General features: G+C 50.1%; 16 protein-coding genes and 1 tRNA gene. 4 read left to right on the forward strand and 13 right to left on the reverse strand.

Annotated features, from left to right (window positions below):
• Window positions 1-15: 15 nt before the first annotated feature.
• The 7 genes from MN202_RS04370 to hutH all read right to left on the reverse strand — a co-directional run bounded on the left by MN202_RS04370 (window position 16) and on the right by hutH (window position 10,932).
• The gene (locus tag MN202_RS04370; RefSeq protein ID WP_335734872.1) at window positions 16-705 is read right to left on the reverse strand and encodes a response regulator transcription factor; all 690 of its coding nucleotides are present in this window, start codon (window positions 703-705) and stop codon (window positions 16-18) included.
• A gap of 98 nt (window positions 706-803) precedes the next feature.
• The gene (locus MN202_RS04375) at window positions 804-1,808 is read right to left on the reverse strand and encodes an SMP-30/gluconolactonase/LRE family protein (protein WP_335734873.1); all 1,005 of its coding nucleotides are present in this window, start codon (window positions 1,806-1,808) and stop codon (window positions 804-806) included.
• Between the two features lie 161 nt (window positions 1,809-1,969).
• The gene (locus tag MN202_RS04380) at window positions 1,970-2,950 is read right to left on the reverse strand and encodes a response regulator (RefSeq protein ID WP_335734874.1); all 981 of its coding nucleotides are present in this window, start codon (window positions 2,948-2,950) and stop codon (window positions 1,970-1,972) included.
• Window positions 2,950-5,907, reverse strand: coding sequence for an MHYT domain-containing protein (locus tag MN202_RS04385; RefSeq protein ID WP_335734875.1), 2,958 nt, complete (start codon window positions 5,905-5,907; stop codon window positions 2,950-2,952). The genes MN202_RS04380 and MN202_RS04385 overlap by 1 nt, the downstream gene beginning before the upstream one ends.
• Before the next feature lie 108 nt (window positions 5,908-6,015).
• On the reverse strand, window positions 6,016-7,320 hold the full coding sequence (locus MN202_RS04390; protein WP_335734876.1) for an aminotransferase class V-fold PLP-dependent enzyme: 1,305 nt from the start codon (window positions 7,318-7,320) through the stop codon (window positions 6,016-6,018).
• 93 nt (window positions 7,321-7,413) lie between these two features.
• The gene (locus tag MN202_RS04395) at window positions 7,414-9,414 is read right to left on the reverse strand and encodes a urocanate hydratase (protein ID WP_335734877.1); all 2,001 of its coding nucleotides are present in this window, start codon (window positions 9,412-9,414) and stop codon (window positions 7,414-7,416) included.
• Window positions 9,415-9,426: 12 nt separating this feature from the next.
• Entirely contained in the window at window positions 9,427-10,932 is a 1,506-nt protein-coding gene (gene hutH / locus MN202_RS04400; protein ID WP_335734878.1) for a histidine ammonia-lyase, read from the reverse strand.
• A gap of 292 nt (window positions 10,933-11,224) precedes the next feature.
• Here hutH and MN202_RS04405 point away from each other — a divergent pair, with 292 nt between their 5' ends.
• The 3 genes from MN202_RS04405 to MN202_RS04415 all read left to right on the forward strand — a co-directional run bounded on the left by MN202_RS04405 (window position 11,225) and on the right by MN202_RS04415 (window position 13,645).
• Entirely contained in the window at window positions 11,225-12,127 is a 903-nt protein-coding gene (locus tag MN202_RS04405; RefSeq protein ID WP_335734879.1) for a LysR family transcriptional regulator, read from the forward strand.
• Window positions 12,128-12,193: 66 nt separating this feature from the next.
• Window positions 12,194-12,697, forward strand: coding sequence for a hypothetical protein (locus MN202_RS04410; RefSeq protein ID WP_335734880.1), 504 nt, complete (start codon window positions 12,194-12,196; stop codon window positions 12,695-12,697).
• 117 nt (window positions 12,698-12,814) lie between these two features.
• Window positions 12,815-13,645: a sulfite exporter TauE/SafE family protein gene (locus tag MN202_RS04415; protein WP_335734881.1), complete on the forward strand. Its 831-nt coding sequence runs from the start codon at window positions 12,815-12,817 to the stop codon at window positions 13,643-13,645.
• A gap of 57 nt (window positions 13,646-13,702) precedes the next feature.
• Here MN202_RS04415 and MN202_RS04420 read toward each other — a convergent pair whose 3' ends face one another.
• The 6 genes from MN202_RS04420 to MN202_RS04445 form a co-directional block, all read right to left on the reverse strand.
• Window positions 13,703-14,761, reverse strand: a complete 1,059-nt coding sequence (locus MN202_RS04420; RefSeq protein ID WP_335734882.1) for a methionine synthase — start codon at window positions 14,759-14,761, stop codon at window positions 13,703-13,705.
• A gap of 24 nt (window positions 14,762-14,785) precedes the next feature.
• Window positions 14,786-15,763 (reverse strand): DUF1852 domain-containing protein, encoded by a 978-nt coding sequence (locus MN202_RS04425; protein WP_335734883.1) that lies wholly within the window; start codon window positions 15,761-15,763, stop codon window positions 14,786-14,788.
• 188 nt (window positions 15,764-15,951) lie between these two features.
• Complete coding sequence (locus MN202_RS04430; RefSeq protein ID WP_335734884.1) at window positions 15,952-16,842, reverse strand: sugar phosphate isomerase/epimerase family protein; 891 nt, start codon at window positions 16,840-16,842, stop codon at window positions 15,952-15,954.
• 78 nt (window positions 16,843-16,920) lie between these two features.
• A complete protein-coding gene (locus MN202_RS04435; RefSeq protein ID WP_335734885.1) occupies window positions 16,921-17,316 on the reverse strand; it encodes a VOC family protein in 396 nt (131 codons plus the stop codon).
• Window positions 17,317-17,617: 301 nt separating this feature from the next.
• Window positions 17,618-17,704 (reverse strand) — tRNA-Leu (locus MN202_RS04440).
• 379 nt (window positions 17,705-18,083) lie between these two features.
• Window positions 18,084-19,202: a helix-turn-helix domain-containing protein gene (locus MN202_RS04445; RefSeq protein ID WP_335734886.1), complete on the reverse strand. Its 1,119-nt coding sequence runs from the start codon at window positions 19,200-19,202 to the stop codon at window positions 18,084-18,086.
• Between the two features lie 284 nt (window positions 19,203-19,486).
• Between MN202_RS04445 and MN202_RS04450 the strand changes: the two genes are divergently transcribed.
• The gene (locus MN202_RS04450) at window positions 19,487-20,701 is read left to right on the forward strand and encodes a hypothetical protein (RefSeq protein ID WP_335734887.1); all 1,215 of its coding nucleotides are present in this window, start codon (window positions 19,487-19,489) and stop codon (window positions 20,699-20,701) included.
• Window positions 20,702-20,815: the final 114 nt, after the last annotated feature.

Genomic DNA, 20,815 nt, shown 5'->3' on the forward strand with positions numbered 1-20,815 from the left:
AGTGGCTTTGCCTGTTTACCCGAAGCGATAGCCTTTGCCATGCACCGTTACCAGTTTGTCCGGTGACATGCCGGCTGCTTCCAGCTTTTTACGTACCCGGCTTAAGTGCATATCCAGGCTGCGGTCATAGCGGCTAAAAGGCCGCCCCAGCACTGTCTGATACAGCATAGACTTGCTCATAAGCTGTTGTTTATGTTCCAGTAACACCCAAAGTAATTTAAACTGCACCGGTGTGAGATCCAGCCTGATCCCGGCAAATTCAGCGTGTTGCGTGCTGCGATTAAGCTGGATGTGCTCTACGTTCAGACTATTGCTGGCAGCAGGCGCTTTAGCGTAACCAAAAGAGCGGCGTAACAATGCTTCAATACGCACCAGTAATTCGGTAAAGTTAAACGGCTTAGCCAGGCAATCGTCTGCGCCACTGCTGTAGCCTTGTATACGCTCCTGCTCGACACCTTTTGCTGTCATCATCATTACCGGGGTTTGTTTCACCTGACGTAGCTGTTGCAGAATGGAAAAGCCGTTGCTGTCAGGCAACAATACCGCCAACAGAATTAGATCAAAACCTTGCTGCAGTGCCGCCGTTAACCCCTGCTCGCCATCCTGGCATTGTTGGGTGTTAAAACCTTGCCCCTGCAACACTTGCGCAACCTGGGCACTGAGCGTCAGATCATCTTCAATGATTAAAATACGACGGGCAGTCATGCTCTTTACATTACCGGGGAAACAATTTCGCCCAATGTAATGGTAATGATTCTCGTTTGCAAGTTTATTTTTAACAGAGCATCAACATATAAGCTGCGTTATTGTTTCACTGGTTGCAGCTTAATCCGCAGTAAATAGCTGCTGGCGGTAATATACAGCCAGCTGTTATCGGCACTTAACGCCACATTAGCGGCGGCGACACCGGTTTGGATAGTGCCTAAATGCTCGCCTTGTGGCGACAACAGCCAAACACCACCCGGCCCGGTAGCCAGCAGTACACCGGAGGGCAGTACTTTTAAACCATCTGGTAAGCCACTGGCGGTTTGGGTAGCGGCAGTGGCATCAAAAAACAGCTCGCCTTTAGCCAGACTGCCATCGGCCTTTACCGCATAACGCCACCACTGGGCGGCGTTTTTATCTGAGTTGGCGACATAGAGCCAGTTTTCATCCGGCGAAAACGCCAGGCCATTCGGCCGGGTTAAATGCTCAACCAGCAGCGTTAATTCGCCGCTATTACTAAGACGATACACGCCATTTACGCTTAGCTGCTTTTCGGCAGCTTGATCGCCGCCGGTTAAGCCGTACGGCGGATCGGTAAAATAATAAGCACCGCTGCTGTGCTGCACCACATCATTCGGGCTGTTAAGCAGCTTACCGTCAAACTGTGTTACCAGAGTTTGATACTGCGGCACGCCATCATTAATACCGTTAAACAGCGCCAGGCGCCGGTCGCCATGCTGCGCCAGCACAAGCTGGTTTTTATTATTAAATATCAGTCCATTAGAACCTTGCTGGCGGTTATTTTGCGGATGCAGGCCGCTATAACCGGACGGCTGAAGAAACACCGTCAGGCCTTGCTGCTCATTCCAGCGATAGACTTTATTCTCAGGTACGTCGGAAAACAGTATATCGCCACTGCCAGGTTCGGCTATCGGCCCTTCAGACCAGCGAAAGCCCTCAGCCAGTTGCTCCAGCCTGGCATCTGCTGCCACCACCTGTTGCATGTCGGGTTTAAGCGTTAACACCGGCTGTGCCGGCCAGGGGGTGTTAGCGGCCAGCGCCGGGGTAATAACTAAACACAGTGCAAAAGCTGAGCAACGCATAATAAATCCGCTGAGTCTGGTAAAGACTTACAGGCTAGCATTAGTAAAGCGTTGAATAAATACCGAATTTCACTGTAATCATTATGTTTATTGCCAGGCCGCAGCCGATATTCAGCCAGGCGGCGTTCACAGCGTTATGCTGCCAGTGGGTTAGCTGACCACTACTCGGCCCAGCGCTGCTTAATCGCCAGCATAGCCGGCAACTGTTGTTGCAGCAGATCAATCAGCTGCGGTTCAAAATGCAGGCCTTTTTGCGCCTGCATATGTGCCATGGTGTCTTCAATGCTCCAGGCTTGTTTGTACGGCCGGGCACTGGTGAGCGCATCAAATACGTCTGACACTGCCACTATGCGCGCTTCCACCGGTATGGCGTCGCCGGCCAGGCCATGCGGATAACCGCTGCCGTCCCATTTTTCGTGATGATACAAGGCCACCGCCTTGGCCATTTTTAATAATGCAGAATCGCATTCGCCGAGTATTTCGGCACCGATCAGCGGATGCTTTTGCATCTCACGGTACTCGTCGGCCGTCAGCTTGCCGGGTTTAAGTAAGATACTGTCAGCAATACCTATTTTGCCAATATCGTGCATAGGGGCGGCATGCAGTAAGTCTTCTGAATGTTGCTCTGACAAGCCATAGGCCCGCGCCAGGATCTGGGCATAGTGGCTCATGCGCATCACATGTAAACCGGTTTCGTTGTCTTTATATTCGGCTGCCCGGCCCAGCCGCTGTATCACCTGCAACCGGGTGTGTTTTAGCTCGTCGGCATGTACCAGCGACAGGTGGGTTTTTACCCGGGCCCGCACTATGGCCGGTGACACCGGTTTAGCAATATAGTCTACCGCGCCCACGGCAAAACCTTTGGTCTCATCAACCTCATCTTTTAATGCCGTCACAAAAATAACCGGTATTGCTGCCGTTGCCGGATTGGCTTTTAGCCGGGCACAGACTTCGTAGCCGGTCATGGCCGGCATCATGACATCTAACAGGATCAGTGCCGGGTGTTGCTGTGCCACCAACTGTAATGCTTCTTCACCGCTTTTAGCGAACAGCAGCCGGTAATCATCGTGCAACACGGTACGCAACACTCTGAGATTGGTGGGTTCATCATCTACCAGCAGTAAGGTTGGCTTATCGCTCATCAGTGTTGTCCTGTCGTGATTTGCTGCTGTAACTGCTTTGTTATGGCTAAAGCGCGGGAAAAATCAAAATCGTTTACGGCATCCAATACCGCCAGGATCATGGCTTCGTGCGCCCCGCTGTATCTTTCCAGCTGTTCAAGCACGTTGTCGTCCAGCTCATGCTGTTGCAGTGCCTGCTGTAAGCTTGTTAATACTGCAGTCAGAGTCGCATCGTCAAGTCTTTGCAAGCGTTCAGCCGCTACATTAGTCGCCTGCAGTGCCAATTGCTGGCATGCCCGCTGATGATCCGGCCAGATTGCCACAATTTGCGCCAGCAGCTGTGCGGCGCGTTCGGTTTGCTGTTGCCGCGCCGCCTGCTCTAACTCCGCGCTTAACTTGCTTAACTGCTCCAGTGCCAAATTAGCCGCCACGCCTTTAATAGCATGGGCTAATTGCTGTACAGCATTAATGTGCCCGGCTTGTAGCTCAGTGGCGGCTTGCAAAAGCCTGGGCTGTTGTTGCTGTAAAAATTGCTCCAGCTGCGGCAGGTAGTGTGTTAACGATCCCCACAGCTGCACGGCCTTACTGGTATTGAGCAGTTGCAAACTTGCCGGCTCGGTTGGTGTGACAAGTGGCGTATCGGCTATATCAAGCTGCAGTACCCGGGCTATTTCTGCACTCAGCTGCGCATAATCTATGGGTTTACTGGCAAAGCCCTGCATACCGGCTTCTTTGGCGGCAACTTTATCTTCATCCAGCACGCTGGCGGTTAAGGCAATAACCGGCAACGGCTCGCGCCGCTGCTGTGCTTCCCATTGCCGGATTAACCTGCACGCCTGCAAGCCATCCATTACCGGCATCTGGATATCCATCAGTACCAGATCAAAATGCTGTTGTTGCACCGCCGCAACCGCTTGTTGTCCGTCAGAAACCGCCACAACACTATGGCCGCCGCGCTGCAACAGCAACTGTAGCAATTCCAGATTTTGCGCAATATCATCAGTGATCAGCACCGACAATGGCGGCAGCGCTATTGCCTGCCCTACGCTGGTTGGGGCTATCGCCGCACCGGGCTTTAGCGGCAGCGTGAAGCTAAAGCAGCTGCCCTCGCCATCAACGCTGTGCACACTGATGCTACCGCCCATCAGTTCAACCAATTGTTTACTGATAGTGGTACCCAGGCCGGTGCCGCCAAAACGCCGGCTCATCGAGGCATCAGCCTGGGTAAAGGCATCAAAAATATACGGCAAACGTTCGGCCGCTATACCAATGCCGGTATCAATAATGCTGAAGGTCAGCTCTGTCGGCGCAGTAAGTTGTACCTTTAGCGTTACGCTACCTTGCTCAGTAAATTTGATAGCATTACCGAGCAAATTGGTCAGTACCTGTTGTAACCGCTCGGGCACGCCGTAATAAAATTCCGCAGCGGCCGGGTCGAGCTCCAGCGTCATTTGCAGCTGCTTTTTGCGGGCCTGTAACCATAACGTAGACACCACTGTATCCAGCAGCGCCGGCAAGGAAAAATCGCGGTACTCCAGCTCCAGCTTGCCTTTTTCCAGCTTGGCGCTGTCGAGAATATCATTTAGCAAATGCAGCAGTGAACGTGCAGCGCTGTGTATAGTTTGCAGGTGCTTATGCTGTGGTTCCGGCAATTCAGCAGATAACAGCAAATCGCTGAAGCCGATAATGGCGTTCATCGGTGTACGGATTTCATGGCTCATATTGGCCAGAAACGCCGCCCGGGCTTCAGCCGCCTGCTCGGCGGTATTCTTGGCCAGCACCAGCTCCTGCTCCATTTGTTTACGGGCACTGATATCCATTAAAAAGCCGTCCAGCCAGATAATTTCCCCTTTGTCGGTTTTTATCGCTTCGCCGTGCTCTAAAATCCAGCGCCAGCTGCCATCTTTATGCCGGATGCGGTACTCCAGACTAAAACTGCCCTGATATAAATCCAGCTGCGTCGTGGCCGCTTTATCCTCCGGATGCACTAAGTCAGACCAGCTGCGCTGCGCGTCGGGCAACATAAAATCACTGGCCGGGTAGCCGGATAACCACTGCACCGCATCGCTGATAAACAGCATGTCCCAATTTTCATTGTGCAAACAACGGTAAGCAGCACCGGGGATATTGCCAATCAATGAGCGAAATTTTGCTTCGTTTTCTCTAGCCAACGCTTCTTTGGCATTAACCTGCAGGTTGAGCTCGCGATACTTCAGCAATAAATTTACCGCCACCACTAAACCAGTGATCACCAGGGTGGTAAACGCGACTGCCAGTGCTAATAACCAGGAAATATCACTGTTTTCAGTATTGGCAACAAAATCCGCTGGTGGCACAAAGCGGGCCGCCGCCATGCCGGTATAATGCATGCCGCTAATAGCAGCGCCCATCACAATACTGCTTAGCAGGGTCAGCCAGTGCGCAGCCAGATTAAAACGGCGCAGGCCAAAACGCACCCATAACGCTATCACAGCCAGCACTACCGCAACCAATATCGACAATAAAAACATCGGTAAGTCGTAACGTAGCGCCACTGACATCTGCATCGCAGCCATGCCCATATAATGCATGGTGCCAATGCCGGCCCCTACCAGCACGCCGCCGATCAGCAGTTGGGTTTTAGCTAATTGTTGTTTGCTGATCAGATCCAGCGCCACCCAGGACGCCGCTATACTGGGCAGCATAGATAAAAAGGTTAACCCCGGTTGGTAACTGACGCTGGTACATAGCGTAAACGCCAGCATACCGATGAAATGCATCGACCAGACGCCGCCGCCCAGCGCAATACTGCCACTGGTCAGCATCAGCAAACGTAAGTTTTTTTTCTTCACGCTGATGGCCGATGCCGTGATCTGAAGGGCAATGGCCGATGAAAAAACTGCGATCAAAAACGACAGCAGCACTAAGTTAAGGTCATAACTGCCGGCCAGTAGTAAAGGATCAGCCGGGTAGTCAAACCACTGCCGTAACCACTCCATCCAAGCTACCCCACACTGCGTATCTGTAGTACAGAGGTTAACAGAGCACCGCCAGACAATGCCATGCCGGATGCGGCAATATTGCTATTTTCTTGGTCAGGCTCCGCCTTATAACGCCTGCAAGGCCGCCAGCGCCCGCTCAATTTCCTGCTCGTTATTAATCAGGCTGGGCGCAAAACGGGCATAAGATTGCCGGTAAGGTGTTGCACTCATGATAATGCCTTTTTTGTGCATGGCTTTTACCACATCGTCCGGTGGCATTTGTTTGTAATCAAAACAGACCAAGCCGGATGACAATTCCGCTGACATTGGCGTGTACAGTTTTACCCCGTGCATTTTCGCCAGGCCTTGTTTGGTTTGGCTGTTAAGCTGATGAATACGCGCCTGTACTTCTGCCTTACCCAGCTGCAGGTGTAATTTAAAAGCTTCCGGCAGTGCCCAGCGGTGTTCAAACGAGTGAAAGCCACCCGGGCTCATATGCTCGCCAATTGGCACCTGATCCTGGGTACTGCCGCCCAGCCAGACATCGTAAGAGCGGCTAAAGCTGGGGATAACCGCATGGCAGTTGTCCCAACCCCGTTTGCTGCCCCAGATCACACCGGTGCCGCGCGGGCCAAAAATCCACTTATGGGTGCCGGCAATAAAAAAATCACAGCCCAGTGTCGACACATCGACATTTTCAATACCAAAGCCATGCACGCCATCGACGCAAAAAATAATCTGCTCTGCCTCGGCACGGCTGTTGTTCAGCTCATGCAGCATATCGGCAATGGCGCGCAGCGGCAGCTTTACCCCGGTGGAAGAATGCACCCAGGTTACCACCACAACTTTGGTTTTTGCTGTTATACCAGCCTTTAATTTGGAGACCACTTCATCTACCGACACCAGCGCCGGGTTGTCGTACAAGGATACCTGACGCACCTTGGCACCGGTTCGGTCTGCCCTGAGCTGTAGCGATAAATCGGTAGAGTAATGATCATGCACAGTTTGCAGTATTTCATCGCCTGCTCGCAGTTTCAGCCCGCTATACACCAGCGCCGAGCCCATAGTCGTGCTGTCAGTCAGCGCAATCTGCCAGGCTTCACCGCCCATATATTCGGCGGCAGCTGCGGCAATTTGCTGATCTATCGTCATAAAATGCTCGTGCCAGTAATCGGCCGGGTTGGCATCAAAGGCCTGGCGATGGCGCGCTATCGCATCGGCCACCGGTTTCGGGTGCGATGCCAGTAAAAACGTCGCCAGATGAATATAGTCATGGGTTAAGGCAAATTGCTGTCGCAATGCCGGCCAGTCCGCGGGTTTTATTGTTGGTATGGCGGACAGCTCTGAGCTGGCTTGCAATAAAGTAGACACCGGCAGCAAGCTGCTGCCGAGTAATAGTGAGGTGTGGGTAAGAAAATCGCGGCGTTTCATCTTCAACCATCCTGATTAAATTTCAATCAGTTTAGTTGATAATCCACGCCGCAGGGTCGTTAATCCGACAGTCCGGTTAAATTTACAGCCCGGTTAAAACGACAACCCGGCTAAAACGTCATCATCTACCCGGTTCGCCAACGTCACTTTTAACTTCGGTGTTCTGGCCATTTCGCGTTTAATGGCAAAATCTGCCTCGGCGTTACGTGCCCAGCTGCGACGGGCAATACCATTATTAACATCAAATAACAGCATCGATTTTAACCGGCGATCTGCCTCGCTGCTGCCATCCAGCAACATACCAAAGCCACCGTTGATCACTTCGCCCCAGCCAACACCGCCGCCGTTATGGATAGACACCCAGGTCGCGCCACGGAAGCTATCGCCAATCACGTTATGAATAGCCATATCGGCGGTAAAACGGCTGCCATCGTAGATGTTGGACGTTTCACGAAACGGCGAGTCGGTGCCGCTGACATCGTGATGATCACGCCCCAGTACCACAGGGCCAATTTCACCGCGGGCAATGGCGTCGTTAAAAGCACTGGCGATTTTCATCCGCCCTTCGGTGTCGGCATATAAAATACGTGCCTGCGAGCCCACCACCAGCTTGTTCTGCTTGGCGTCTTTAATCCATGTAATGTTATCCTGCATTTGCTGCTGAATTTCTGCCGGCGCCTGCGCCATAATTTCTGTCAGCACCTTTGCAGCAATGGCATCGGTTTTATCCAAGTCTTCCGGCTTACCTGAAGTACACACCCAGCGGAATGGGCCAAAGCCATAGTCAAAACACATCGGGCCGAGAATATCCTGCACGTAGGATGGATATTTAAAATCGATGCCGTTATCGGCCATGACATCGCCGCCGGCGCGTGAAGCTTCAAGTAAAAACGCATTACCGTAATCAAAGAAGTAAGTGCCTTTGGCGGTGTGTTTATTTACCGCATCGGCATGGCGTTTTAACGTCGCCTGCACTTTGGCTTTAAACAGCTCAGGCTCTTCCCGGATTAAGCGGTTGGCTTCGTCATAGCTGATATCAACCGGGTAGTAACCGCCCGACCAGGGGTTATGCAACGAAGTTTGATCTGAGCCTAAATGCACAAAAATATCGCTATGGTAGAACTGCTCCCAGACATCAACTACGTTACCAATGTAGGCAATAGAGACGATTTCTTCGTTCGCCTGCGCCAGTTTTACCCGGGCGATCAGCGCGTCCATATTGTCGATAAGCTCATCGACCCAGCCTTGTTGGTGGCGCTTGGTAGCGGCTTTCGGGTTAACTTCGGCACAGACGGTAATACAGTTAGCGATATTACCGGCTTTGGGCTGGGCACCGCTCATGCCGCCTAAACCGGCGGTGAGGAAAATTTTACCTTTCGGGCTATCGCCTGGTTGCAACACCTTACGAAACGCATTCATTACGGTAATAGTGGTGCCATGCACTATGCCCTGCGGGCCGATATACATGTAAGAGCCGGCCGTCATCTGACCATATTGGGTCACGCCTAAGGCATTAAAACGCTCCCAGTCATCCGGCTTGGAATAATTCGGGATCATCATGCCGTTAGTGACAATCACCCGCGGTGCTTCTTCGGATGACGGGAACAAGCCCATCGGATGCCCGGAATACATATGCAGCGTTTGGTCGCTTTCCATCTCGCTTAAATACTGCATTGTTAAACGGTACTGCGCCCAGTTCTGGAATACACCGCCGTTACCCCCATAGGTAATCAGCTCTTCCGGGTGCTGCGCCACCGCGGGATCAAGGTTGTTATCAATCATCAGCATAATGGCCGCCGCCTGCTGGCATTTGGCCGGGTACTCGCTGATAGGCCGCGCTTTAATGGCGTAATCCGGTTTAAAGCGGTACATATAAATGCGGCCGAAATCATTCAGCTCTTTGGCAAACTCGGCAGCCAGCTCGCTGTGCCACTGTTTTGGGAAATAGCGCAGTGCATTACGCACGGCCAGCTGCTTTTCTGCTGTGGTTAAAATGTCTTTACGCTTAGGCGCGCGGTTGGCATCCAGCGGATACGCTTTAACTGCTGGTAACTGAGCGGGAATACCCTGCTTAATCTGGTCCTGAAAAGTCATGTAGATCCCCTCTTAGTTCAGTGCAAAGCTAACGCTAAAGGCCTGGCTGGTTACCAGTTTTATCATGGCGTCGATATCCGGCTTTAACAGCCTATCTTCTTCTAATTTCGCCACCTTGCTGCGAATAAGCGCAAAGTTGTGTTCAACCAGATCAGAACACTTGTTTGGCCGGCGAAACTCAATAGCCTGCGCCGCGTACATTAATTCTATCGCCAGAATTTTTTCCAGGTTGCCTAAAATCTGGTTTAGCTTACGGCCGGAGATACTGCCCATCGACACATGATCTTCCTGCCCCATAGAGGTGGGTACGCTATCGGCCGATGGCGGGAAACACAATGATTTGTTTTCTGTCACCAAGGCTGCCGTCACATACTGCGGGATCATCATACCGGAATTTAAACCACCGGCTTTGGTCAGCAAACGTGGCAAACCGTGTAAACCTTCCAGCAGCAGGTAACAGCGACGGTCAGAAATATTACCCAGCTCGGCTGCGGCAATAGAGGTGTAATCCAGCACCATGGCCAGCGGCTGGCCATGGAAACCACCACCGGAAATCGCTTCTTCGCTGCTTATTACGATAGGGTTATCGGTTACCGAGTTCATTTCAATCTCGGCCAGCTCTTTTAAATGGTTATAGGCATTGCGCGAGGCGCCGTGTACCTGCGGAATACAGCGCAGCGAGTAAGGGTCCTGCACCCGGGCACAACCGGTGTGCGAGGCCATATTCTCTGAGTCTTTAAACAAGCGTCGCATCCGCGCGGCCACTTCAATATTACCGGCAAAAGCGCGGATTTGATGCAGCTCTGGCCGAAACGGCGAGCCACTGCCCTGCATGCCTTCAATACTCATGGCGCCGGCGACATCGGCTAAATCCAGCAGGTAACGCATCTTGGTCAGCGCCGTAATGGCATGCGATAAAATAAATTGGGTGCCGTTAATCAGGCCCAGGCCTTCTTTGGCCTGCAACTCAATCGGCGCCAGACCATGTTGCGCCAGTGCTTCGGCGGCACTAATACAGCCTTTGCCTTGCCAGAACTCACCTTCACCCAGCAGCGGTAAAAACAAGTGCGATAATGGTGCTAAATCGCCGGAAGCACCTACCGAGCCTTGCTCCGGCACTACCGGAATTAAGTCCAGCTCAATAAATTTCAGCATGCGTTCGACCACTTCCAGCCGCACACCGGAATAGCCCTGGCTTAGCGCATGTACCTTGGTGATCAGCATCAGCTTTGAAATAGCTTTGGCAATCGGCTCACCTACCCCCACCGCATGAGTAATAAGCAGGTTTTTCTGCAGCAGTGCGGTTTCGGCCGGAGAAATTTGCGTATCGCACAAGGGGCCAAAACCGGTGTTAATACCGTAAATGGCTTTATCTGATGACGCCATCACCTCAACGTTGCTGCGGCTCTGGTTAATTCTGGCAATGGCTTCTGCACACAGCTCGGCCTTAATGCTGCCATCGGCGATACCATTGACGATATCTAAATCCATCCGGTCTAAACCATAGCGAAATGTCATGTTGTGCTCCTCGATGTTTAACTGTTTTAAGTCTGTTCAGTACAACCAAAGGTTTGAGCGGAATCGGTTTGTACTAAGCTAACCGTTGAAGCCCCGGATGGGCTGAGACGAGCCCCCAGGGAGGGGTTCACGGCGTGTTAGCGTGTGCAAACCGATTCAAGCCAACACCTCAGTCAGGAAGATTGGCACTGAACCAGCTTTACTGTGCCACCATGCTAGCTTGCGCCAGTAGTTTTATAAATACATAATATTCGTAATTCATTCCAGATTTATCGAACTAAAAGAGCGCAGCATGCAGGTACAAGACGTTGATTTACGTTTACTGAGAATTTTCGTCACCATCGTCGAGTGCGGCGGCCTGTCGGCGGCGGAATCACGGCTGAATATCGGCCGCTCTACTATTAGCGCACATTTGTCGGATCTGGAAATCCGCCTGGGGGTAACCCTGTGCAAACGCGGCCGCAGCGGCTTTGAACTCACCGAGCCTGGCCGCATTACCTATCAGGCGTCGCTGGAATTACTGCAGCAGTGTGAAGCCTTCGCCAGCACCGTTGCCGGCTCAAAACATAAACTCTCCGGCCGGGTTAGCCTGGCAGTTATTGATACACTGGTTAGCGATCCACGCTGCGGCGTCGCTCAGGCCATAGCGGCACTGAAGCAAAAAAGTGACAGCATTCAGTTCGATTTATATGTCTGTGAAGCGCGCGAGGTAGAAACTGCCGTGGCTAATGGCCGCTCTTTGCTTGGTATCGGCGTTAGCCGCCACCCAATCCGCGGCCTCGATTACACGCCGCTATTTAACGAAACCAACTACCTGTACTGCGGCAGTGACCATCCGTTATTTGCTTGCGACGCTCAGGCCGCCAGCAAGCTGCTACCACAGGCCGAGGTGATCTCCAGTAACTATATGCGTGATAAAGAGCGGCGTAACGACGGCTTAAACTATCAAAACAGCGCTATTGCCTATCACGACGAAGGCATAGCGCATTTAATTTTATCCGGTAAATTTATCGGCTACCTGCCCGAGCATTACGCCAGCTATTGGGTAGAAAAAGGCCTGTTTAAGGCGATAATGCCGCAAAAATACTGTTACCAGATCCCGGTAATGCTGATCACGTCAAACAATCATGCCAGCTCACCACTGGCACAAGCGATGATTGACGCCATTAAACGCAGCCATAGCGTCAGGCAATAAGCTCTGGCACAGTTTCTGCTTTATTTAGGTACAGGCAACTATTCTACTTAAAGCAAAGAGTACCTTATGAACACATCAGGCCTTGGTATGACTAACGTGCAACTGCAGTATCAGCTGTTAACACCCGCAGCTGACGCTGCCAATACCGGCACCCAGCGGCAAGACTTTGCCGCTATAACAACGACAACGGCAAAGCCGGCAACTCAGCACGCGCCGCAGCAACAGGATGAAACCAGCAAGCAGCAACAGGCCTTTTTAACCCAGCTGATGGATCAAATGCTGGCAAACCGCATTGGCCTGGATAAGCAAAAGCTTGATGAGATAAAAGCCAAAATAGAAGAAGCGCAGGCCGAAAAAGCCGCGCTGCAACAACAACCGCAAAGCCCGCAGCGCGATGGCCAAATAGTGGCTATAGATGCCAAGCTGAATAAGCTCGACAAAGCCCTGCAAGGCTTACTGGAACAAGCCCACCGCAACCGTGAAGAGCATGAGCGCGAGAAAAATAGCCTAAAAGCAGTGCAGCAATACCAGCTAACAGCGCAGGCGGACAAACCGACGTTACTGCTTTGATTTCGCTTTAATTTCTGTCAAAAACTACTGCCCCGGCATGCCAATACTGGTATGCTGCATAGCACATTTATCCTGGTTCCGGCGCTGGCCGGCCATTACGCACAGAAGCAGTCGTTAATGAGTATTATCGAATTTATCAGCAGTAATATTGCTACCTTATTAGCCCTGGTGGCCACCGGCGTATTTGCAGGCATTTTAGCCGGCTTACTTGGCGTTGGCGGCGGTATCGTCATAGTGCCGGTGCTGTTTTTTCTGTTTCAGAGTTTTGGCGTCTCAGCAGAGTCGGCAATGTTGATTGCCACCGCCACCTCTTTGGCCACCATAGTGCCAACCTCGGTCAGCTCTATTCGTTCGCACAGCAAAAAAGGTAATGTCGATGTTGTTTTGCTAAAGCGCTGGGCGGTATTTATTTTGCTGGGTGTATTGGCTGGTAGCTGGTTAGTTACCCGTGTTGATGGCAGCGTACTTACGCTGATGTTTGCTGTAATAGCTATTTTATCTGCACTGAACATGCTGTTCAGAACCGGCAAATCGGCTTTGTTGCAACAACTGCCAGGCACAGCCGGACAAACCGCTATGGGCACATCAATTGGCTTTTTTAGCGCTATGGTCGGTATTGGCGGTGGCACGTTGTCGGTACCAATGCTTACCCTGTGTAACTACCCGGCCCACAAGGCCGTTGGCACGGCCTCCGCCATTGGCTTGCTTATTTCGCTGCCGGCTGCACTGACGATGTTAGTGCTGGGCAGCACGCCAGCTGATGCGCCCGCAGGCACCTTTGGTTTGGTAAATATAATTGGCTTTAGCTGTATAGTGCCGCTAACGGTATTGTTTGCCCCGGTTGGGGCATCACTGGCGACAAAACTAAATGCAGCCAAACTAAAGCAGGTCTTTGCCGTAGTGTTGCTGATAACCGGTCTGCGTATGCTGGCCCAGCTGGTGTTGTAAGCTTAGGGTCTTAATAGCCCGGCCTGCAACGGTTGATTTAGAGCAAACCGGTTCTGTCTATCGTAATGAGTTGCCAAGCAGCTCTTGGCGCACTATCTCGGTCCCTGCCGCTAAGGCATTCAGCTTACCTGTTGCCACCTGACGGGATAACGGTGCCATGCCACAGTTGGTGCAGGGGTAAAGCTTATCAGCATCGACATACTTCAGCGCTTGTCTAAGTGTCGCCGCCACTTGTTCCGGCGTTTCTATGCTGTCAGTTGCCACATCAATGGCACCGACCATCACTTTTTTGCCGCGGATAAGCTGCAGTAGCTCTAGCGGCACCCGCGAGTTATGGCACTCTAAGGAAATAATATCGATATTGGATTGTTGCAGTTTAGGGAATATTTCTTCATATTGCCGCCACTCGGAGCCCAAGGTTTTTTTCCAGTCGGTATTGGCTTTAATGCCATAGCCATAACAAATATGCACGGCCGTTTCGCAGTTAAGCCCTTCGATAGCGCGCTCTAAACACTTAATGCCCCACTCATTTACCTCATCGAAAAACACATTAAAGGCCGGCTCATCAAACTGAATAATATCCACACCGGCGGCCTCTAAGTCTTTGGCTTCCTGGTTTAATATTTTGGCAAACTCCCACGCCAGCTGTTCGCGGCTTTTATAGTGATCATCATACAGCGTGTCGATCATCGTCATCGGCCCCGGCAATGCCCATTTAATCGGCTGGCTGGTTTGCGCGCGTAAAAACTTAGCATCTTCTACAAACACCGGCCTGGGTCGCGACACCGGCCCCACTACAGTTGGCACACTGGCGTCATAGCGGTTACGGATTCTGACCGTTTCACGCCGGGCAAAATCAACCCCGCTTAAATGCTCGATAAAGGTGGTGACAAAGTGTTGCCGTGTTTGCTCGCCGTCACTGACAATATCAATGCCGGCCAGCTGTTGCTGCTGCAATGACAGCCGCAGCGCATCCTGCTTACCATCAGACAGTTCGTCACCCTGCAGTTTCCACGGCGACCACAGTGTCTCAGGCTCTGCCAGCCAGCTGGGTTTAGGTAAACTGCCGGCGGTTGAGGTAGGTAATAGCGTTTTTTGTAGTAAATGCTTGTTCATAAATGCTGTTATCCGACTGATTAATTAAGCGTAGTTAGCCGACCATTGCTCCAGCGTAGCGCGGTGCGGTTTAATAAAGTGCTCTTCAGCAAACCTGCCCTGGGCTATGGCTAACTTACTGCGCTCTTCGCGGTCATACACAATTTGCGTAATAGAATGATCCTGATTTTTTAAATCCGGTTTATAGCGTTTGCCGGCCACCGCATTGGCGTTGTATATCTCCGGCCGGTAAATCTTTTGAAAGGTTTCCATGGTGCTGATGGTGCCAATCAGCTCCAGGTTGGTGTAGTCATTAAGTAGGTCACCAACAAAATGGAATGCCAACGGCGCTACACTGTTTGGCGGCATAAAATAGCGCACCTGCAGGCCCATTTTCTTAAAATACTGCTCGGTTAACGACGACTCGTTTGCCAGATATTCCACGCCCAAAATTGGGTGCTGGTTTTCCGTGCGCTGATAGGTTTTGTTATCTGACACACTCAGGCAGATAACCGGCGGCTTGCTAAAATGCTGTTTGTAAGCATTTGAATTGATAAAATATTTAAACAACTTGCCATGCAGCTCGCCAAAATTCTCCGGAATGCTAAATTGCGCTTGCTGTTTATTATGCTCCAGCAGCAGAACGCTAAAGTCATAATCGCGCACATAAGACGAAAAATTATTGCCTACTATGCCTTCGATGCGCTCGTTAGTTTTATGGTCAACAATGTGGGTTTTTAACACTTCAATCGATGGGAAGCTTGCGCCATTGCCGTCAATATCGACATCTACCGACACTATGTCCAGCTCGACAGAGTAGCGATCGCCCTTAGGGTTATCCCATTGCGCTAACGCATTAAACCTGTTGTTAATCATGTTTAACGCGTTACGTAAATTCTGCTGGCGGTACTCACCCCGCGCCAAATTGGCAAAATTGGTGGTAATACGCGTACTGTCTGCCGGCTGATAATGTTCATCAAACCGAATACGTTTAATTGTAAAAGTGAAATCGGTGTTCTTCATGCTGTGCTGCCCCATTCGCTAACTTGCCACCTAAAACTTCTAGACGTCTAGACTTTAAGCCATGCGTTAGTTATACAGCTGTGGCTGCATGAATAAAAATGATATTATTTCATTAATTGATGAGCTAAAGTCATAAATTATGACTGGCGAGCGCAAAGCGCGGCTGACAGAGCCTGGTTACCCAGTCGCTAAATGAAGATTTGTTTAAATCCGCGAATGCCCTGCTGCAGGGTTAGATCTAAATTATCGCTAGTGTCGCGTTCAACAAAAGCATGTTGTAAGCCAGCAACACCAGCGACCTTAACCAGCGCAGAAAAATCGATGCGGCCAGTAGCAAGATCGGCAAAATTTCCATCAGCGGCCATATCTTTGACATGCCACAGCGGAAAGCGCCCGGGAAACCGTTTAAAAAGCGCCGCCACATCTACCTGCATTTTCGCGGCCCAATACAAATCTATTTCCATTTTTACTAATGTTGCATCGGTTTGCGCCAGCAATATCTGATAAGGCGTAGTGCTATCAAGCATGGCAAACTCAAAATCATGGTTATGGTACGCCAACTGCAATCCGACGGCCTGGCAATGCTCGCCTACACGGTTTAGTTGCTCTGCCAGTAGCTGGTAACTGCGCAAGCCGTCATTGCGTTCATGTTCGAATAAATACGGCATAACCAGATAACGATGCCCGAGCGCCAGGGCTTCATCTAACACCCGATTGGTGTCTGCCAGCATCGGCTGTAACATCACATGCCCTGCCGGAGCAGATAAGCCATATTCAGCCAGCCAGGCCGCTACTGCAGTGGCAGAATGTTCGAACAAACCGGCAAATTCCACTTCCTGATAACCTAAACCGGCTAATAGCCGCAACGTGCCGGCTAGGTCCTGCTGCATTAATTGCCGTACCGTATAAAGCTGTATACCCGGTTTAATACCGCCAGCGGCAAAAGCCAGTTTAGCGCCAAACAGCGGGCCTAATATCAGGCTGCTGCCCGCCAGCAATTTCAGTAAATCACGGCGCCGGTTATCAACCGCCAAACCAGACCGTTGCTCAGCATCTTGCAGTGGTATGCGATTTTTCACCTTATCCCCTGCTGACAAGTTAAAGAAACATAGTTGCACCGCCTGGCTTCAGGCACAATAGCTAAACCGGCACTGCAGTTAGCTCATTGAATGCAGGCCAATTAAATTGCCCTCAGAGTCGCGCACCACAGCGCAAAAACCATGTTCGCCAATCGACATTTTTGCCTGCTTTATACTGCCGCCATTGGCTACTGCGCGCTCAGCCTGCACCGCACAATCCTCGCAGCCAAAATACACCAAAGTGCCACCACCGCCCGGCGTAAAACCGGCCATCTTCACCAGGCTACCGCCAGCGCCGTAGTAACTCATGCCGTTTTCTTTATCCATCGGGAAGAACCACATGTCCATCTCAACCTCCGGCGTCGGTGATGGCATAGGTTCCAACTTGATATCAAACAGCGCCTGATAAAACGCTTTGGCGCGCTGCATGTTTTCTACGTAAATTTCAAAGTGCACTACCGGGTTAGATTTCATTGTCTTGCTCCTAAAAATTGGCAATACCCTTCCACAGCCAGTTGATGCTGCAGTAAAGGTAGCAGTGATTGATTCACAGTACTTAGTCGGATGGAGAATAAGAAGATCGACAAGTATTTCGCAGAATTTACCCGCTATTTTTCAGGTGTTGTTTTAGCGCACTTAAAACATTAGGTACCGAATTATTTTCAGCCATTGGCAAAGGCCAGATTAAACGGCAAATGCTGCAAAGTGCTTAGCAAGACAACTTTAAATCTACGATAAATTGGTTTGGAACAGAGTGCTAACTTACTGAGCATATTGGTGCCTAGGGTCGGACTCGAACCGACACGGAGTTTCCCCCGGCGGATTTTGAATCCGCTGCGTCTACCGATTTCGCCACCCAGGCACTGAGAGGATTTTATTGAAGTAAACAGCTGGCATTATACAAAGCTTCGACAGCTCTGCAAGCAAGAAATCAATTGCACCAATCAATTGCGCAAATTTTCAGCGTTATTGGTTCCGGTTGGTTGATGTGGCTGGAGTGAAAAGTGATGGTTGTATATCTACTGAGGCTGGTTTACTAAGTGGGAAAAAATGTCGCGGATAGCGACGAAGGGTTTGAGATCGTGTTGCAGGTAAGAAATGATCCCAGCCAGTCTGGTCTTGGTGATGTTTTGTCAGTAGCGCTAAATGCTGTGTTTATGCAAAAATAGTTCATTCTCGATGCAGTGTCGGAGGAAAGTCGTCAATGGAAATTTCCCTTACAGTCGTAGGCTAAGCGTATGTTAGTCAACGCTGGCGCTTATCTGATGCTGTGAGCGACGATATTCACTGGGTGTGATCCCTTCATGTAATTTAAAGGCACGATTAAAATTCGATTTTGTGCTAAACCCGCACGCATAAATAATATCCAGAATAGTTCTGCTCTCGAGTGGATCCTGCAGGTAATGTTTCACTTCGTTTATGCGGTAACTATTCACAAAATCGGAAAAATTCATCTGCAAATGCCCGTTAATCACTTGCGATATATAACGTGGAGGTTCACCTAATTGTCTGCCCAGACTTTGTAGGCTAAACAATGGTTCCAGAAAGGGCTTATTCAGCATCATATGGGACAATAGCGCCTGCTTGATTTGCTGTTGACGTTCGCTGTCAATTTCAGCGATGGGCGGCACACTAATGATCTGTTGGGTGATAGCTTCATCTTCCAGTGTAATTCCTGCAAATAGTGTAGGTTGTAACAAGCCTTTAAATATGAAGGCGTTAACCATGATCAGCAGGGTCAAAAATATACTTATCTCAGCCCACTCACCTAACATATCACTACTTCCGATTGAATAGTGTCCCACATTTGTTATGGCATTCCGGTTTAAGCTAACAATATTAAACAGCAGGCATGACGCATTGAGTAACAAGACTTTACTGACCCATTTCATCGCGATGCTTTCTGTTGCAGATTGCGTGTGGAGCACCACGCGCTGGAAACGCCAAAGGCTAAAATACGAAAGTGCCAGATAAACGCCCATCGTCGAAAAAATCAAAGATGCACAAAATAGAGTGGATGGCTGCTTCCAAAACGGCACCAACCATAACATGATCCCTGGCAGGAAATGCGCCCAGTGCAAAGCGTTCCAGACAAAGTCTTTATAAATAAGTGAGCGCACATATAAAAAAATCAAGGGGCCGTAAAACATACCAAAGCCAAATGTTAACTCAGGCAACCGTCCGGGCATCAGTTGCTGATTCACCAGGTTGAATATCATATGTGTGGCCAATACCAACAGCAGCGCAAGGTTAATACGGTTTGCCATGACCGCCAGTTTCCGATCATGGATCAGGTAAAGCGCGAAAAGCATACACTGGAAGGCAATCATGGCTTGTAAGCCGGGAATGATGAGCTGCATTTGGTTTGATGTTCTGTTGTTGACCCGAGCGAATTAAGATATTTAGCACCGGGCCTAGTGTATCTACATTATGGTATGAAGACTATTCCATCACTGGTGAGGATTTCAAGTCAGACTTAGGTATGGGCGAGTCCGATATCGTGTAAATGGACGTACAAAATGACATTTTAGGACGTTCTACCCCTTTTGAATCCGTATTGTTGTCGCTTCCCGTTGCCATTTCAGTCGTCTGATCGCGTAACAGCAGCTGTAACTTAAACCAATATTATATGGGGTAATTCCTTATGCGTTTCTTACTGTTTTTTTTAATGTTCGTTTCTTTACATGCTCGGAGTGACATTTATCGTACCGCTTATTTTGCAGAGTTTCCGTTTTGGGAGTCGCCGGTTCAACCCTATAAATTTGCAACACCGCTAACCAAAGAAGACGCGCTAAAGCGTGTTCATATACAGGTTGGGTATGATGAACAAAACCGCATAGTCGATATTCAAACGCGGCAAGGCACCAAATTTAAGACCTTAGGCCACTTCTTTGATGCAATGTACGTGCATGCAGTGCACACCAAAATACGGTATCAGGACCAAAGGGAAGTGCATGAATTTTACAATCAATCCGGCAATCAGGTGACGGGTTGGGGCCAGGTGTGGCAAAAAATTTATCATAAAGACCATCGAGGTCGTTATCTTAAAATGGAATTTCTCGACCGTACCGGAAAACCCGTTGAGAATAGTTGGGGGATCGCCTATTACCGTTGGCAACATCAATTCGACGGCAGTGTTATTGAAGAACGCTTTTCTCAAACGGCTGAGTTAAAAGTCCATCGACCCGGTTTTGAATTTCAGCGTATCCGACTGGTGTATGACAGTGAAGGCCATTTGCGACTGATGCAAAATCTTGATGCGGATCTAAAACTGTTGGCTTCCAAATCCGGCGCATCGCAATACGCCTATTTTTATAATGCTGAGGGACTATTTTCCCATTGGGAAATTTATGACGACAAGGGACTACCGGCGATAGGTCCATCCAATACGGCCGGTGAAATTCAGGAAAATCTGCCTGGTGGGGCGAAAAAAATCTCATTTTTTGATAAAGCCGGCGGCCCTGCGATGCATTGGTCAGGTTCGGCACAGATGGAAATTAAAAACGATGTATACGGCAACATCATTGAGTTCTCGTTATACGATTCCGAAAAAAAACCAGTCAATGGCAACTCGAAGTACGCCAAAATTGTTTATGTGTGGGATAAACAAGGTTTAAATTTAACTTCTCAGTCCTTTGTCGACCAAGCAGGAGCACCCACTTTGCACCCTGATGGTTATAGCCAAATTCGCTATTTTTACGATGCAGGCGGTTTCCTGACCGAACTGCATTTCCTGGATCTTGCCGGTCAACCCGTGATGAGCCAATACGACAAAGCGGCGGTCATTCGATTTGATTATGATCAAAAGGGGCAGAGAACTGGCATCAATAAGTTTGGCACTGACGGAAAAAAGCTGTAGTTGCCTGCGAAGGTTCGCCACGCTGGTCCCAAAGAAGGTTCCTTTAGTCACAACCAGGCAAGGTCACACAAGATCACATATTAAAAGTAGTCAGCCAGTTGTACCTGGGCTGCT

Source organism: Rheinheimera muenzenbergensis, from assembly GCF_036984005.1.
GTDB lineage: Bacteria > Pseudomonadota > Gammaproteobacteria > Enterobacterales > Alteromonadaceae > Alishewanella > Alishewanella muenzenbergensis.